The 16,319-nt window shown below is 36.0% G+C and carries 12 protein-coding genes; 3 read left to right on the top strand and 9 right to left on the bottom strand.

Annotated features, from left to right (window positions below):
• Positions 1–194 precede the first annotated feature (194 nt).
• The gene (locus ABR854_RS08655; protein WP_350265011.1) at positions 195–1,910 is read left to right on the top strand and encodes a GMC oxidoreductase; all 1,716 of its coding nucleotides are present in this window, start codon (positions 195–197) and stop codon (positions 1,908–1,910) included.
• 56 nt (positions 1,911–1,966) lie between these two features.
• Here ABR854_RS08655 and ABR854_RS08650 read toward each other — a convergent pair whose 3' ends face one another.
• The 4 genes from ABR854_RS08650 to ABR854_RS08635 form a co-directional block, all read right to left on the bottom strand.
• Positions 1,967–6,814: a T9SS type A sorting domain-containing protein gene (locus ABR854_RS08650; protein WP_350265010.1), complete on the bottom strand. Its 4,848-nt coding sequence runs from the start codon at positions 6,812–6,814 to the stop codon at positions 1,967–1,969.
• A gap of 101 nt (positions 6,815–6,915) precedes the next feature.
• Complete coding sequence (locus ABR854_RS08645; protein ID WP_350265009.1) at positions 6,916–7,218, bottom strand: DUF952 domain-containing protein; 303 nt, start codon at positions 7,216–7,218, stop codon at positions 6,916–6,918.
• Between the two features lie 56 nt (positions 7,219–7,274).
• Positions 7,275–8,321 (bottom strand): VOC family protein, encoded by a 1,047-nt coding sequence (locus tag ABR854_RS08640; RefSeq protein ID WP_350265008.1) that lies wholly within the window; start codon positions 8,319–8,321, stop codon positions 7,275–7,277.
• A gap of 81 nt (positions 8,322–8,402) precedes the next feature.
• A complete protein-coding gene (locus ABR854_RS08635; protein ID WP_350265007.1) occupies positions 8,403–9,101 on the bottom strand; it encodes a TIGR04283 family arsenosugar biosynthesis glycosyltransferase in 699 nt (232 codons plus the stop codon).
• Between the two features lie 90 nt (positions 9,102–9,191).
• Here ABR854_RS08635 and ABR854_RS08630 point away from each other — a divergent pair, with 90 nt between their 5' ends.
• Entirely contained in the window at positions 9,192–10,715 is a 1,524-nt protein-coding gene (locus ABR854_RS08630) for an NAD(P)H-hydrate dehydratase (RefSeq protein ID WP_350265006.1), read from the top strand.
• 36 nt (positions 10,716–10,751) lie between these two features.
• Here ABR854_RS08630 and ABR854_RS08625 read toward each other — a convergent pair whose 3' ends face one another.
• Both ABR854_RS08625 and ABR854_RS08620 read right to left on the bottom strand, forming a co-directional pair.
• The gene (locus ABR854_RS08625; RefSeq protein WP_350265005.1) at positions 10,752–11,480 is read right to left on the bottom strand and encodes a carbon-nitrogen hydrolase family protein; all 729 of its coding nucleotides are present in this window, start codon (positions 11,478–11,480) and stop codon (positions 10,752–10,754) included.
• Between the two features lie 72 nt (positions 11,481–11,552).
• On the bottom strand, positions 11,553–12,809 hold the full coding sequence (locus tag ABR854_RS08620; protein WP_350265004.1) for an OmpA family protein: 1,257 nt from the start codon (positions 12,807–12,809) through the stop codon (positions 11,553–11,555).
• Positions 12,810–12,902: 93 nt separating this feature from the next.
• Here ABR854_RS08620 and ABR854_RS08615 point away from each other — a divergent pair, with 93 nt between their 5' ends.
• Positions 12,903–13,403 (top strand): peptide deformylase, encoded by a 501-nt coding sequence (locus tag ABR854_RS08615; protein ID WP_350265003.1) that lies wholly within the window; start codon positions 12,903–12,905, stop codon positions 13,401–13,403.
• 74 nt (positions 13,404–13,477) lie between these two features.
• Here the strand turns inward: ABR854_RS08615 and ABR854_RS08610 are convergent, their stop codons facing one another.
• From ABR854_RS08610 to ABR854_RS08600, 3 genes are all read right to left on the bottom strand, one after another.
• The gene (locus ABR854_RS08610) at positions 13,478–14,359 is read right to left on the bottom strand and encodes a flavin reductase family protein (protein WP_350265002.1); all 882 of its coding nucleotides are present in this window, start codon (positions 14,357–14,359) and stop codon (positions 13,478–13,480) included.
• 84 nt (positions 14,360–14,443) lie between these two features.
• Complete coding sequence (gene fahA, locus ABR854_RS08605; RefSeq protein ID WP_350265001.1) at positions 14,444–15,646, bottom strand: fumarylacetoacetase; 1,203 nt, start codon at positions 15,644–15,646, stop codon at positions 14,444–14,446.
• 67 nt (positions 15,647–15,713) lie between these two features.
• Entirely contained in the window at positions 15,714–16,151 is a 438-nt protein-coding gene (locus tag ABR854_RS08600; RefSeq protein WP_350265000.1) for a MarR family winged helix-turn-helix transcriptional regulator, read from the bottom strand.
• Positions 16,152–16,319 lie beyond the last annotated feature (168 nt).

The following is a 16,319-nucleotide window of genomic DNA, read 5'->3' as shown; positions in this document are numbered from 1 at the left end:
TGGCTGCTTAGTAATTACAAAGTTAGTGGCTTTTAATGAACTTGCATAGCGTTAAAATACTTTAATCAATAGGGGTTTTTACTTGATTTTTAAGTTTAATGCGAAGCTGGGAAAATGTTTTTGGGACGAGATGATATATTCGTATATTCACGGATAAAAATAATATAAGCAGTGCAACAAACTAACGACTGAAAATGAATATTCAAGGAAAAGCAAAAGAGAAAATGTTCTATGATGCGATTGTGGTAGGTTCGGGAATTTCGGGGGGCTGGTCGGCAAAAGAATTATCAGAGAATGGACTCAAAGTTTTGATGCTTGAGCGTGGCCGTATGATTGAACACGTGAAAGATTATCACACGGCTATGACACCTCCGTGGGAGTTTCCGCATCATAATTTAAAGATGTCTGATAAAGAATTAGAAAAATATCCAGTTCAAAACCGCACAGGTTTTGCTGTGACGGAAGCCACTGCTCATCATTTTGTGAATGATTTGGAAAACCCATACATAGAAGAAAAGCCTTTTGATTGGATTCGTGGCTATCATGTTGGCGGACGTTCGTTGATGTGGGGAAGATACTCGTTTCGTTTTTCGGATTTAGACTTTGAGGCAAATGCCAAAGAAGGCGTTGGCGTAGATTGGCCAATTAGATATAAAGATATTGCACCCTGGTATGATCATGTGGAGCGTTTTGCAGGAATTGCAGGAAACCGTGATGGTTTGCCACAATTACCCGATGGGATTTTCCAGCCAGCAATGCCTGATAATTGTATCGAAAGCCATTTTAGAGGTACAATTAATGGTAAATTTAATGATAGAAAAGTGATTTCGGCACGAGCAGCACATTTGACTGCTCCAACCGAAGAACAGTTGGCTTTAGGACGTGCAAAATGTCAATACCGAAATCTTTGTATGAGAGGGTGTCCGTTTGGAGCTTATTTTAGTAGTCAGTCGGCTACTATTCCTGCGGCTCGCAAGACTGGAAATTTGACAATTCGCCCACATTCGATAGTAAATTCGATAATTTATGATGAAAAGACAGGGAAAGCTTCGGGCGTAAGGGTGATTGATGAGCAAACTAACGAATGGTTGGAGTTTGATGCAAAAGTGATTTTCTTGAATGCTTCGGCTTTAGGTTCGACCTTTATTTTGATGAATTCAAAATCTAATCGTTTCCCGAATGGTATGGATGACAGTGGGCAACTTGGCCATAATTTAATGGACCATCATTTTCATGTAGGAGCAAATGGCGATTATGATGGCGATTTAGATAAGGTTTATTACGGCCGTCATCCAGCGGGGCTTTATATACCACGTTTCAGAAATGTGAATGGTGATAAGCAAAGTTTCAAGCGTGGTTATGGATTTGAGGTTTATACTTGGCGAGAAGGTTGGGGAAGTGCCGCCGAAATGGAAGGTTTTGGGGTAAATTTTAAAGAACAAAATACCCAATTTGGCAACTGGAAGATGATTTTAGATGCTTTTGGCGAATGTCTGCCTTATTACGAAAACAAAGTTTCGTTGACTGATGAGAAAAAAGATAAGTGGGGGCAACCTGTTTTGAAATTTGATGCCCAACATCGAGACAATGAACTTGCGATGCGAAAAGATGCCCAAGAACAAGCAGTTGCGATGATGGAATCGGCTGGTTTTAAGAATATTGAAGGCTTTGATGCTAAAGCTACGATTGGATTAAGTATTCATGAAATGGGAACTGCACGTATGGGAAATGACCCAAAGACCTCAGTTTTTAATAAATTTAACCAACATCATGCCGTGAAGAATGTTTTTTGTACCGATGGTGCTGCCATGTCATCTTCGCCTTGTCAGAACCCATCTTTGACTTATATGGCTCTTTCGGCACGAGCGGCTAATTATGCGGTAGAGGAGTTAAAGAAGATGAATTTATGAGTTCAGTTTTTGAGAAATAAAAATGGGCGTTACAAAATGTAACGCCCATTTTTATTTCAGTGTTTTACAATTCGATAGGTTTGGGAAAACTTATCGGTATTGATTTTTATTAAATAAACACCGGAATGATATTGGCTAAAATCTAAACTTTGTTTTTGCTGTGTTTGGCTTTGCGTATAAGTTCTACTATCGAGTAGTTGGCCCATACTATTATAAGTTTCTACGACTGTTGAGGTGTTTAGACTTGTTAAATCAATATTTAATTGCTTAGCGGTTGGGTTTGGATAGATTTGAATGAAATTTTGAATGGGGTTTTCGTTGGCTAAGATTAAATCAACGGTGAATTCACCAGCGATTACTTTTCCAAACTCGCATGCCTCATTAAATACCTTTGAAATTCTATAAACATTTGATTTTTCTGGCTTGAGTTCTAAATTAAATTCGTTTGTGTAAATTAATTTAGGCTTATAGTTTGTAAAATTCTCAGTACTATCGATTTTAGTTGGTAATCCATTATAAGCAAAATTTCCATCTTTATCAATAACCGAAATCGCCCAAGGAGCATTGCCAGTGAGTTTTACGACAGCGTTTATCTTTTCACCGTTTGTAAAGGTTGTATTACCTGTTAATGATGCAGTAGGTAATTCGTTAATAATACCAGGAGTATTCAGTGGTGTACTAATAATGCTTGCATCATCGGCTACTCCTTTAATCAAATAGTTTGTTCCTGCAACGATGCTTTCTGGTAATTCATACCATAAACGGAGAATCTTGTATTCCTCAAGGTCTGATGATAGTTTAAACTTAGTTGTTTTTATAGGTGCATAGTTCTTTCCATCTTTATCAGATAAGAGTACTTTGTATTTTGAAAAATCACTTTTGCTATCAATACCAAATAGCCTAATGTCTAATGAATCTTTTGTGCCTGAACAAGCATACAAGTAATCCTCAAGGTAAGAGTTGTTTTCGCTTCGCTTTCTACTATATCCAATAGTTTTAATTCTTTTATCTGATTTTGGATAAACTACTACTGTGGCATTGCCTGTGGCTTTTCCTACTCCACAAGCATTTTTGGTGTTTGTGATTGTAAATGTTTCGGTTTTAAGTGGTGATACTATCAGTGACGCATAATTACTGCTGTAAGTATTGCCATCACTGAGTGTAAAATAATTAGTTACGCCGTAAATAAAGGAAATCGTATCTTGAGATATTTTTGGATCTTCTCCTTTTTGATTTAAGAGTTTGACTGTTAAGTTTGTCGAGTCTCCCACAAATATTTCGGAATTTCCGCTTAAATTTAACATTAGAGGAGTTGTGATACTTATTGTAATAGGCTCTGCATCTAAATTAAGTCTGGCATTGGTTTTTGTTAGTGAGTCTAATTCATGGAAATAACCTTTCGTGTAAATTTTACTTCTACTTTTTTTACGAGTTTGAATGTAGTAATAACCTGAATTGATATCGCTCGGAAGTTTGATTGAAATTTTGTTTGGTTTATTTTTGAAGGTAATTAATTCTTGGTTTAATGACGCTTTAGTGTATGAATGTAAGTAAATGCCCATGAGTGTATCTGTCGGGAATGCTCCTAAATAACTCAAATCTATGGTTAAGCTATCACCATTACAAAATGATTGACTAATAGTACTTGCTGAAATTTGGTTTTTAATCGAAGGTGGGATATTAATTGTAGCATTTCCTTCAACTGTACCCAAACCGCAGGTATTATACGCTGATTTTAGCGAGTAAGTGGTTGTTTGGTTGGGTTGAAACTCTTTTCCAAGATTCTTAACCTTTCGTTGTACACTACCATTATTATCAAGAAAAGCATCATAATATAGACCGAAGTTATATGAATTATGCTTTGTGCCGTCATTCATTACGATATTAAACTCTGTACTTTTTTCAAAGTTGGAAATTAAATAAAGATTGGCACCCGGTAAGCCAATTACATCTTTACCCGTTGCGGTACTAAGTTTTACATTAGGTTTTTGATAAAAATAATAATCGTAACCATCATAATTTATATTTGAAGTCAGGTTGTTCACTAAGGATTTTATACGATAGGCATAGTAACCAAAAAGGGTGTCAGGAATAGTAAATGTTAAAGCGGTTTCGTTTCTTATTGCTGGCACATCAAAAAAAGATAATTTTGTGAAGTCAATGCTATCTATATCGTCATATTTGGCGAGTTGAACAACCAAAGAATCTTTGCTTGGAGCTAATCCAAGATAACTATAAGTAATAATTCTTTTTGTGCCGACACATTGAGACTTTTTTATGAAATACTGTTCGGTTGTATTATCATTTCCTGTAAGGATGGTAGGTACTCTCACTACCTTTACTTTTCTATTTAATTCTACAAGACCACAGATATTTGAGTAAGAATTGATTGTAAAAAGGCTGTCGTTTTTTCTATTTAGAGTAATAGACGTTTCCGAGTAGTTGCCTGATTTATAGACATTTGTAATCTTCTTTCCATCTATCGTAAAGTCTAAATTTCCACCATATCCAGAAAAGTAGAGAGAGGCATCGGTTGTATTTAATAAGTAAACCGTTTCTTCATTATTTGTGTAGGTTACTGATTTCTCATTTGTACTTGCATTTATTTTGAAGCCATAAGGCAATTTTTCCAAATCAATAATAATACTATTCGATTTAATATTTGTTCCTACGGCTTCAACCCAAACTTCCATTTTCGCATCATAAACTTTGTTTGAAGCTATTATTGAAACAGTCGAACCTGTAATAACTTGCGGACTTAAATCATAGCTTCCACTACCATAGTAGTAAACTTTGCTTTGTAGTCTGAGGTTTGGCTCGCTGTTCCACTTTCCAAGTTTTTGAAAAGTGACATTTATTGTACTTCCTTTACAGGCTCTTTTAGCAGTTTTACTTTCATCAATTAATAGTGCTGGCCTATCAGTATTTACAATGATAGATGTTTCACCCTTGAGTGATGCCAAAGCACAAGTATTTTCGGCTGTTACTATTCTGATTAAACTATTTTGATCAGCCAAAACTCTTATTGATGTTTCGCCCCCATTTAATGGTGAACAGCTATAACAGGTACTCCTTTGATGGTTGATAACTCCAGTTTGCCCATTAGAAAGTGTATAACTAATTTCACTTCCCCCAGTAAATTTTACGGGAATATCTACATATCCACCGCCGCCATCAACTTCAATTTTAGGAGCAGTTAGGGTTAGCTTCGGAATGAGTTTTAATGGAGAAGAACTGAAATTAGAACCAACTGATAAAGATGAGTTGCCACTTCGATAAGCATACATTTTAAGGCTTAGTTCTTGTATGTTTACTCTACGATTACCAAATTGTTTTTGAAGTTGTTCATCTAAATCGCTCGGTATTGTTACCGAGACTGTCTTCTTATCTTGGTTGATTAAAGTTTTTAAATTGTAAACATAGGCTGTTACATAAGCTCCCGAAAAACTATTGTTAGCTTGGACATACTCTAATCCATTTGCCGATATATAGGCGTAAAATGCAACATCATTTGCCTTAATAGGATTTGAGATAGTATAACTAATTTCAGCCGTTTTGCCTTGGCAGGTAGCTTCGAGTTTATTCTGAAAGTTAATAAAAATAAAATTTTCTGCTTTAATACTGACTGAAGGGTTAGTTATTGATAAATTCCCGCACGAATTACTAATTTTACTGAACGTTAGTACGGTATCTTTTTTGGGAAAAGGAAATCTCCAACTCGCACCACTTATCTCATGACTAATATCTTTGCCGTTGACAATTACCTGAGAGAGATAAGTTGTATAGTTAATATTGTTCGCATTATATTGTTCAAATGAAATGTAGAGTTCATCAGCAGTATCTTGTATAAGCCTCGGAATAACCATCGTTGTTTTTTCGGTAGCATAAATAAACAAAACTTTGCTAACCATTTTGGGAGCTTCTGTTTTTACTCTAAAATAGACAGATTCACCTGTTTTTACGATTGAAGGTAAACTCACTATAATTTTATTGTTGTGAGTGAGCGTTGCATTTGTAGAAACAACGCCAGAAGTAAAGTCATAATTCTTTGAGAATTCTACTTCAAAAGTTGTCTTTGATGTCAATGATTTTGAAGTTACATCAATACTCAATTGTGAACCATCGCATACAGTAGGTACATTAGCTGTTAACGAAATATTCAGCATGTCAATAAATTCTTTACGAGTCACTTTTGCTTCGCCAATTATTTCTCCTTTAGTTCCGCATGAATTAACTATTTCAGTAAGTCTATAAACGTTTACCGAATCCTGAGGTACTACAGAAAATCCAGCATTTGTGGGCAAATTGTAGATGTATATGTTATCATTTATACCATTTGATGTTTTTATCTGATACCCAATGCCGTTTTCAATGTAGAGATTAGTAGCACCACTACCACTTTTTAAGTTTATTTCATACGAAAGTGAGACTTGTGGAGAGGACTGAAAAAAGGTCTTTTCTTGACTAAAATTTACGGTATATGGCACTAAACCTATACCAAATTTTAGCTTGTAAGGTGTTCGTGAAACCAAAGCTGGATTTGTAGAACTCATTCGTAACAAATAGTTACGTCCTATTTTTAGGGTGTCTGGTAATAGAAACTGTGCTTTGCCCGATACTGCAATGTCGATTTTCTGAGCCTGAATTCTTACATAGTTACTGGAATCATCCGTAGCAATTTCAAGAAAAAACTTATTATCTTCGCCATAAATAATAGTTTCGTTATGTGTTTGATTGAAATTATTGCCATCATACAAATGTCCTATTATTACATTACCACCGCAAATAAGGGAGGTATTGTCAATAGAATAGAATTTTGCAAAAGAATTAGGTGAAGAAGTTTGGGCAAGGAGAGAACTTGATACGATAAATAATAACAGAAAAAGTGTAGATTTTAATTTCATAAACAGTTGGATTGATTTTATGCCTCAAAGTTATGAAATAAAGGAATTTAAAAAAAGACGCCTCAAAAATTACTAAGAATTATTGAGGCGTTTAAGAGAATTTATTTTCCAATCTCCTCAACCTCCAAAACCGCACTTTTATTCAATCTACCAAATAAATGAGGGAAGTATTCATTATTTGTAGCCTGTTCATACTTCAACTCAGCTGAAAGCTTTTCAGTATCTACATGAAGTTTTAGTAAATCAGTTTGCCCAGAATAGTATCTTTCCAAAACTCCCGAAACTTGATCGACCGTACTTAGATGAATGAAGGTTTCTTCATTGAAAGTTGGACTTTCATAATAATCTAAATCTTCAAATTTTGCCCACCATTTTTTTGTCGTGATATGATATATTATTGCCATTTTTTTATTATCTATACAAAAAACGCCCAATTTTGGGCGTTTTTGCTTTATTTATTTTATGCTTTTACTTTTCCCCAACCCATCGTCGAAACCATCCAATCGGGTAGAGGTTTTTGAGTTTTACGTTTTTTGAGGTTCAGATACCAACCAATTTTCTTCAAAATCGGTACTCGGTGTGTTTCTACAAATTCAATCAAGGTGCCATCGGGGTCTTCTAAATAAGTAAAACGTCCGCCTGCTTCGCCCATATCGAAAGTTTCACCATTATCATTACTATCAACAGTAAATGGAAAACCACTTTTTGCACATTTTTCTTTCAAAATATTCATGTCAAGTGTATCAAAACACACGTGAATGAAACCTAAATCGCCCCAACTTCTACCTTCAAATATCGTATTTGTTGTGCCTTCGAGTGCTTGTACTAATTCAATTTCAACGTTTCCGAGTAATCTACTAAATGCACCAGTATTATTCATAGACTTTTTCAGTAAAACCCTGCGAAATTGCTTTTTATCGGCATTTAGTTCTTTCAAATCTTCAAATGTGCCAGTTTTATCATAAGCTAACTCATTTATTTCCAATACATCTCTATATAATTTGAGAGCTTTGTCAATATCGCTCACGCCAATGATTACGCCCAAAACTCCACCCGTGATACTCTCTTTGGGTTTAAACCATGAATCATCTTGAACAATTTGGAGTTGATTGCCGTAGCTATCTTTGAGCCAAGCGGTTGGTTTACCTTCGGGCGATTGTGTTGTTGAGATTTTCTGACTACCAGCAAATTGCTTTACATCAGAACATTTGATTTTTACGGCAAAAATACCCAAATCTCCAATTTGTGGTTCGAAATCTGCTGCTAATGGTTCGGGGCGATTCGATTGCCAGATTTCGGCACCACCACCACCAGCCATATTGAGTGCTAAAATTGCTCGACGTTGGCGAATATTGCCTTTTGTGTAGCGAGTCATGAGGGTTGCTTCTGCAACATCATCAAAGAGAGGAACATTCAGCCCCAGAGTTTTATTATACCAACTAAATGCTTCTTGGGCATTTCGCACACCAATTCCAACTTGCTGAATTCCACTAATCAATTCTGACATAAAATATTAAATAGGAGTTTTTAATGATTTTTACTCTATGACATCCTGAGAGTAAATTTCCCCTACACATATCATATTTCATCATCGGTAATCTAACATTTTGCGGTATGTTTCTGTCATTTCTTGCTGAGAAGCCTTTCCACTCAGAAACATTCGCATGACCTTAAAATTTGCTTTCTGAACCCGAAGATAGGAATTAGTTTTGTATTTTCGGGCAGAAACGATTACATTTTTAGGAATAATCTTAAATTTCAGCACTTTATTTGCTCGGATAATAAATTCATAATCTTCCATGATTTGGTAATCTTCTCTGAATTTTCCAACTTTCATGAAATCTTCTTTGCGAATAAAAAGTGTTTGGTCGCCACCCCTGCACCAAATAAATGGTAGGCGTGTAAAGAAAGCATTGACTTTTAATAGCCAATCATCGGCATCAAACTGATAGCGATAACAGCCAAAATCATAACCTGTGGAAATTGCCTTCGCAATATCTGAACAATAATCAGGATTTACTTTTGTATCGGCATGAACAAAATAAAGAATATCACCCGTTGCAACTGAAGCCCCAAAATTCATTTGAGCTGCTCTGCCTTTTTGTGGAGATTTTATTGAAATTGTACTTAAATTTTGAGCAATTTCATTGGTATTATCGGTTGAATTTGGAGAATCAACAATTATGATTTCATGCAGATTTGAGTCTCCGAAATTTTTTAGGGTTTCGATGAGGCAAGCTATATTGTCAGCTTCATTGAAAGTTGGTATGATAACGCTTATTTTCAATGTTTTGAAAATGGTTTATGTAACAAACAAAAAAGTTAATTACGATATTTACGAATTAAATACATTTTAAGATTTTAAGAAAGGAAATCCATGAAAATATTATCGGTTGAACAAGTTAGAGCGGCTGATGCTTACACGATTCAGCACGAACCAATCGCTTCGATTGATTTGATGGAACGAGCTTCAAGAGCATTTGTCAATTGGTTTTGTAAGCATTTTGAAACTGGAAACTTCAAAGTAAAAATCTTTTGTGGACTCGGTGATAATGGGGGAGATGGCTTGGCAATTGCCCGAATGCTTCAACCTTTGGGTTATGACTTGGAAGTTTTTGTGGTAAAATATTCCGAGAAATCTTCTGAAAACTTTCAGACTAATGTAAAACGTTTAGAAAGCCAATTAACGATTAATTATATTGAAAATGAACAATTTATGTTCGGTTTTGCTGAAAATGATATAATTATTGATGCACTTTTAGGCTCTGGACTTTCTCGTTCGATTGAGGGTTTGCTGAAATCAGTAATTGAAAAAATAAATTGTAGTGAAACGACTATCATTTCGGTTGATACGCCTTCTGGTTTGTTTGCAGATAAGTCAAATGATTCAACCGATGCTATTATTAAAGCTACTTACACAGTGGCTTTTCAATTACCAAAATTAGCTTTCATGTTGCCACAAAATGAAGAATTTGTAGGTGATTGGTACATTGTTGATATTGGTTTGCACCCAAATTTTATTCAAAGTACTGAAACGCAATTTTATTTTTCAACACCAAAAGAAGTTGAGAAGTTGATAAAGCCACGGAAGAAATTTTCTCATAAAGGAAGATTTGGTCATGCTTTGTTGATTGCAGGAAGTCACGGAATGATGGGTGCGGCTGTACTTGCAGCTCGTGCATGTATGCGTTCGGGTGTCGGGAAACTTACCGTACACTCTGTAAAATCGGGCTTGCCAATTATGCAAACGCTTTTGCCCGAAGCGATGTATTGGGAGGCTTGGAATAACAAAAGTGCTGATTTTATTGCTACCAACTTTCACGTTGATGATTTTAGTAATCATTTTCAAGCAGTTGGAGTTGGGCCAGGGATTGGAGTTAACGGAATCATTAGAACGTGTTTAGAAAAGTTATGCGAAATTTGTCGAGATTTAGCAATTCCGATGGTGTTAGATGCTGATGCTCTTAATAATTTTTCGACTGAGAAAGGGCGGTCAGCAATGAAGAAAATTCCAGAAAATTCAATTCTAACTCCACACCCAAAAGAATTTAGAAATCTTATTGGTAAATCTTGGAAAGACGATTATGAAAAGTTAGAATTTTTACGAGAGTTTTCTGTAAGAAATAAGCTAATTGTTTGTTTGAAAGGAGCAAATACTGCCGTTGCCATGCCCGAAGGAACAATTCATTTTAATTCTTCAGGAAATGCAGGAATGGCTACCGCAGGCAGTGGTGATGTGCTTACTGGAATAATAACGGCGTTATTGGCACAAGGTTATGAACCAAAAGAAGCAGCAATATTAGGCGTTTATCAACACGGAGTGGCAGGCGACCGTGCCGCCGAAAAATTTGGCATGACAAGCATGATGGCCAGCGATATTATTGAGAATATTAGATTTTAATAAAGAACAGGCTTCACAGTTTATCAAAGATACAAATTAAAGAATGTAGGTTTTAGCATTGCAGGTTTCTGTATCGAAAATAATAAATCCCTCAACTTTATTATCAAGTTGTATCATCATTTGTCCTTTGTTATTCCAAACAGCAGAGTTTCCTGTACTTACAAAATCATCAGCAGGGCCAACCGAATTTGCCATCAACACTATCATATTTAGATTTTTGGCAATTGTAGGGTAATGAAAATTAGCTTTTTCAACGCCTTTTGCAGATTTTGCTACACTTGCCAAGTATATATTTGCTCCATTAGTATTGGCATTTGTTGAATGTTCAATTTGTAGAGATTCATAACAAATTGCTGGAGCAATTTTGTGGTTTTTGTATGAAATAAAAACTTGCTGTTCTCCATTCACAAAATACGGATATTCATCAGCATGAAGAATTTGCTTTGAATAAGTTTGCTTTGAAGTGTGCGGCTGGAAAATTACCATACTGATACAAATGTCCTCTTTGTATTGAGTTGGAATTCCAACGCAAATGATAATCTTTTTGGAATCGCTCATTTCTTGAAAAATAGCGAGTCGGGTATCTTCTTGAGTAGTAGCCAACTCATTTGCCAAAGCAGGTTCGTAGCCAGTCAATGACAATTCAGGAAAGAAAATCAGGTCTGCACCATTTTCGAGAGCAAAATTAATGAAAACAATATGTTTTTGGATATTGCTTTCAATATCGCCTTTAATGGGTTGTATTTGAGCAGAGCAGAGTTTCATGAGTGTAAAAATATAAAGACATCACGAAAATAAGTATTTCGAGATGTCTTTATACATAATTATGATATTTTTCTACAAAATCACAAACTCAACTCTACGATTCATCTTGCGACCTTCTTCTGTATTATTATCGGCAATCGGTTTAGTATCGCCATAGCCTTTGAATTGAATTCTGAAACCTGCAATTCCCTTGCTAATCAAATACTCACGCACATTATAGGCACGCTCAAGCGAAAGACGTTTATTTTGAGTGGGGTCGCCTACATTGTCAGTATGACCTTCTACAACAATAGTCATTTTAGGGTCTTCTTTCAACAATTTCAAAAGCCCATCGAGTTGTTCGTACGAATCTGGTAAAAGTTTCGATTCACCAATTTCAAACAAAACTTTATCAAGTCTAAATTTATTTTCTTCAATTTTTACAGGACTACTTTCTTTGGGTTCTTCTTTCGTAACCTCAATTTTTGGTTCTGACTTCGGAGCTTCTTCTTTTACAGGCTCTGGTTTTTTGACTACTTTTTCAACTGGATTCAGATAAATGCTCTGCGAAAACTGTTGGCTTTTGCCTATTTTAGATAAATCCATGCTTTCTTGAGCATTCTCATAGCCTTTAGCTGATGCCACAAAAGTATAGGCTTCTGGTTTAATCTTGAACGAATACTCGCCTGTTGCACTGGTTTTTACTGAATCAGCTTTTTGTACATCAAAATCAAAACGATATAAAACTTTTCCTGCGATTGGTTTATTAGTTTTCGCATCAATTAATTTACCTTTAATTGTAACCAATATTTCCGCTTCTTTTTCTGGTTCTACATTTTTCTTAGCAACTGCTGGCGGAGGCGTTAGTGGATTGTTGATATGAACACCGTAGAAATTCCAATATTTATGGCGTTCTTCGGGGCGATTTTTCCCTTCAATCAAATTGAAAGTTTCGATACCAGCATCGAGTTTTTCGAAATAAACCGTAAAACGGTATTTTTCACCTGGAAATACTTGCTTTTCTTCGGGAAGTTCTGGAATACCGGTACATTTAATATATTTGAAGCGTTTACCGTTTCCATTCAAATAACTTTTTGGGTTAAATGAAATCGTGTAATTTGAGCTTGGTTGACTTTGATTAGGGAATGGAAATTGAAATTGATAAGAATTGTTTCTCTGCTGAGCAACTTGATAACTAAACGAAACAATGGTATAACTGCCACGAATTTCGACCTTCGTAATATCAGTTTCGTAGCTCGTTTGGTCGTCTATTTCGGGCATTTTTGTGATTAACTGACCAAAAGTATTCAAAAAAGATAGTGTAAAGATTGTTATGAATAAGTTTTTCATTGTGTTTAAAATTCGATTTTATTGCACCGAAAAAACGAATGTAGGTATTTTTTAGTTTATTTGTGGGTGTTAATTTTTGTTAAATCAATTTCGATGAAAAAACTAAACGACTTACTCCAACTCGGCGACCCTCGGTTATACGAAGTTTGTGAGCCTGTGTATGAGCATGAATTGCCTCAAGTAAAAGAATGGGTAGCTGATTTACACAATGTAATGGAAGAAATTCGGGCAAAATATCAATTTGGACGAGGAATTGCCGCCCCACAACTCGGAGTAATGAAACGCTTGATATATTTGAATCTCGACCGTCCGATTATAATTATCAATCCAGTTTTTGAAAATCTCAGTGAGGAAATGTTTGAATTGTGGGATGATTGTATGTCGTTTCCTAATTTACTGGTAAAAGTTAAACGCCATAAACAACTAACAATCAAATACTTAGACGAAAACTGGCAACCACAAACTTGGCAAGTGGAAGATGCCATTTCCGAACTTCTCCAACACGAATACGACCATCTCGATGGCATCCTTTGCACCATGCGAGCCATTGATAATCAGTCTTTTAAATGGCGACCAACACCTAATGGGAATTAAGAATTAAGAATTAAGAATGAGAAAATCCCCCTTGTGCGTTAGCCCGTGCAAAATCCGAAGGGGGCAGGGGGATGTCAAAACGACTGCAAAAGCACCAACCAAGCCTCCTTTACTTTATTTTCATTCAATAATTTAGCGGCTTCAGCGTGCAAAAGATTATCAAGAAATGCACAACCATACATTACTTGTTCGATGATTTTTTGCATTGTTGGCGTTGCTTGATATGCTTCAATTTCTGCTTGTGTTGGTAGGTTTTCTACATTGCCGAGTTGGCCTAAATGATTACCAGTCAATATTTTAGATAAACGAATACTTCCAGGAATAGCATCATAACCAATACCGATTTTTGTTGTAGGTTTTTCTACTTCAAACATTGAAATTTCATTTGCCCGAACATACCAATCTCCGCCCATGCGTGCGACCCAATCGGTTTTTTGTTGGTCTATTTTTCCATTTTCTCCGATAATTTCTTCCGAAAAATGAGCCAAAATAACCTCGCAAATTGCCAGATTCATTGAGCCAAACTGCTTGATTTCAAGAACTTTACATTCAAATTGTGCTTTTGATTCTTTCACTCTCGAAGGTTCCACAAAAACAGATTTTTCTTCCGTAAAACCCGCCTTGATAAATTCATTCGTGCCGCGTGGAAACTCCACACTCGAAAGCGACATTTGTTGCACCATTGCGTAATCTACCATATTGATGACTACTTCTGGCACTTCTTCTAAATTGAGAGTCGTATCTTTTTTTGAGCCATCTCGCCCTCGATTATTGGGTGCAAAAACCAAAATTGGAGGATTAATACCCATGATATTGAAAAAGCTAAATGGGCTGAGATTTACATTGCCCAGTTTATCAACTGTACTCGCAAAAGCAATCGGTCGAGGAGCAACTGTACCAGTCAGATAACTATAAAAAACTCTTGAGTCTAATTCTTTGGGATTGAGTGTTAGCATCTTATATAATGAAGAATGTAAAATAAACAATTAAAAAAAGAGTTTTTACAATCATAAAAATCTAAAAATCATTTAAATCAAAGTTTAGACAATCATTCCAGTAACCTCGCCAAAACCAACTTTTTTTCCATCTTTTTCACAGAAACCAGCTAAAGTTAGAGTATCTCCATTTTCGAGGTAAGTGCGGGTATCTCCGTTTTTGAGTGTAATTTGATTTTTTCCTGCCCAAGTAAGTTCTAAAAGAGAGCCATAAGAACCAACTTCCGAGCCGCTTATTGTTCCCGATGCCAAAATATCACCGATTTTAAGGTTACAACCGTTGACTGTGTGGTGGGCAACTTGCTGGGCGATATTCCAGTACATATACTTGAAATTTGTATTGGTAATTGTCGTTTCGTTAAGTTTGGCCGAAAGTTGAATATCAAAATTTCTAATTCCCTCAACTTGCAAATAGGGCAACGGCTGAGGGTCTTGTGTTGGGCCTTGCACTCTGAATGTCTCCAAAGCTTCGAGCGTAACGACCCACGGAGAAATAGAAGAAGCAAAGTTTTTGCCCAAAAAAGGCCCAAGTGGTAACGTTTCCCAACGTTGAATATCTCGTGCCGACCAATCATTGAAAAGTACCAATCCGAAAACATACTCTTCGGCTTCTGAGGTGTTTACACATTTTCCATGTTCCGAATTTTTACCGATGATAGCACCAATTTCTAATTCAAAATCTAATTCTTTGGTGAAACCAAAAACTGGATTTTGCGAGTCCGAAGGTTTGAATTGCCCTTGTGGGCGATGAATTAGAGTACCCGAAACTACAATCGAACTTGCTCGACCATGATAAGCAATTGGAATGTGTTTCCAGTTTGGATAAAGTGGGTTGTCGGGGCGGAAGATTTTTCCTGCATTAGTTGCATGTTCGATGCTTGAATAAAAATCGGTATAATCGCCAATTTTTACGGGTAAGTGCATTTTTACATTCTCAATTTTATGAAAAATGTGGTCAAAATGCTTTTTTAATGGGGAATTTTCTTGTGTTAGCCACTCTTGTAATTGAAGCCGAACTGTATTTGTCCGTTTTTTGCCAAGTCCGATAAACGGATTTAGGCTCGACTGATTACAAATATTTTGAGGAATATTCAGTAAGCCCAGCTTTCGAGTTTGTTCTAAATCGATGACATAATTACCGATTCTGACACCCACTTGTTGCTTTTTTTTGTGTGTACTAAAAATTCCGAATGGAAGATTATATATCGAAAAATCGCTATTTTCTGCTATTTCAAGCCAAGTATTCATTTTAATTTTGGTTTGCAAAAATGGTTTACAAAGTACAGTGCTGTAAACTGATTTTGCAAACCATCAATTATTTGTCGCTCACATTTTTGTGAATCGTATCCATGATTCTGACCAAATGGTCGTAGTCTTCATCGGTCAAACTACCCCACGATTTACGACGAATTTCGGCAATTACTACCAAGGCATTTTCGTGGAGTTTTTCGCCTTCTTCGGTCAGATAAATATTAAATTTTCGGCGGTCTTCGTCGGCCATTTGGCGTCTGACTAAGCCTTTTTCTACCAATAAATCTAAGATTCGGGTGATGGTTGGGGCATCTTTTGCGGTATCAACCGCCAAATCATTCTGACTAATTCCTGCTTTCGGTTTGATGTGGTCAATGACCACCCACTGGTCAACAGTTAGGTCGATACCGCCATCGGTCAAGCCTTTTTGCATAAAACTGCGAATACGCTTGATTGTAGTATCAATCTTGAAATAGTACGAACGTTTATCTAAGTGTGTCATTTATTTAAAATTCAGTCTTTATCTACTTTTTTGAGCGGTTAGCAATTGGCTATTAGCTTTTAGCAAAAGAATTTTGAAAAAAAATGGATTCTATATTCAGGTGAATTATCAACAGAATTTTATTGATAAAAGAAAAGAATGCCAAATTTATCTGATGCTAAAAGCTAT

Source organism: Emticicia sp. W12TSBA100-4 (assembly GCF_040253585.1).
Taxonomy (GTDB): domain Bacteria; phylum Bacteroidota; class Bacteroidia; order Cytophagales; family Spirosomataceae; genus Emticicia.
The sequence above is the reverse complement of the archived record's forward strand: the minus strand, read 5'-3'. Positions and strand labels throughout refer to the sequence as shown.

Bases quoted from the DNA above. Each gene is read 5' to 3' on its own strand.
- ABR854_RS08615 (WP_350265003.1), top strand. From the start codon at position 12,903: ATGAAAAAACTAAACGACTTACTCCAACTCGGCGACCCTCGGTTATAC.
- fahA (WP_350265001.1), bottom strand. From the start codon at position 15,646: ATGAATACTTGGCTTGAAATAGCAGAAAATAGCGATTTTTCGATATAT.
- ABR854_RS08625 (WP_350265005.1), bottom strand. From the start codon at position 11,480: ATGAAACTCTGCTCTGCTCAAATACAACCCATTAAAGGCGATATTGAA.
- ABR854_RS08600 (WP_350265000.1), bottom strand. From the start codon at position 16,151: ATGACACACTTAGATAAACGTTCGTACTATTTCAAGATTGATACTACA.
- ABR854_RS08655 (WP_350265011.1), top strand. From the start codon at position 195: ATGAATATTCAAGGAAAAGCAAAAGAGAAAATGTTCTATGATGCGATT.
- ABR854_RS08650 (WP_350265010.1), bottom strand. From the start codon at position 6,814: ATGAAATTAAAATCTACACTTTTTCTGTTATTATTTATCGTATCAAGT.
- ABR854_RS08640 (WP_350265008.1), bottom strand. From the start codon at position 8,321: ATGTCAGAATTGATTAGTGGAATTCAGCAAGTTGGAATTGGTGTGCGA.
- ABR854_RS08630 (WP_350265006.1), top strand. From the start codon at position 9,192: ATGAAAATATTATCGGTTGAACAAGTTAGAGCGGCTGATGCTTACACG.
- ABR854_RS08645 (WP_350265009.1), bottom strand. From the start codon at position 7,218: ATGGCAATAATATATCATATCACGACAAAAAAATGGTGGGCAAAATTT.
- ABR854_RS08610 (WP_350265002.1), bottom strand. From the start codon at position 14,359: ATGCTAACACTCAATCCCAAAGAATTAGACTCAAGAGTTTTTTATAGT.
- ABR854_RS08620 (WP_350265004.1), bottom strand. From the start codon at position 12,809: ATGAAAAACTTATTCATAACAATCTTTACACTATCTTTTTTGAATACT.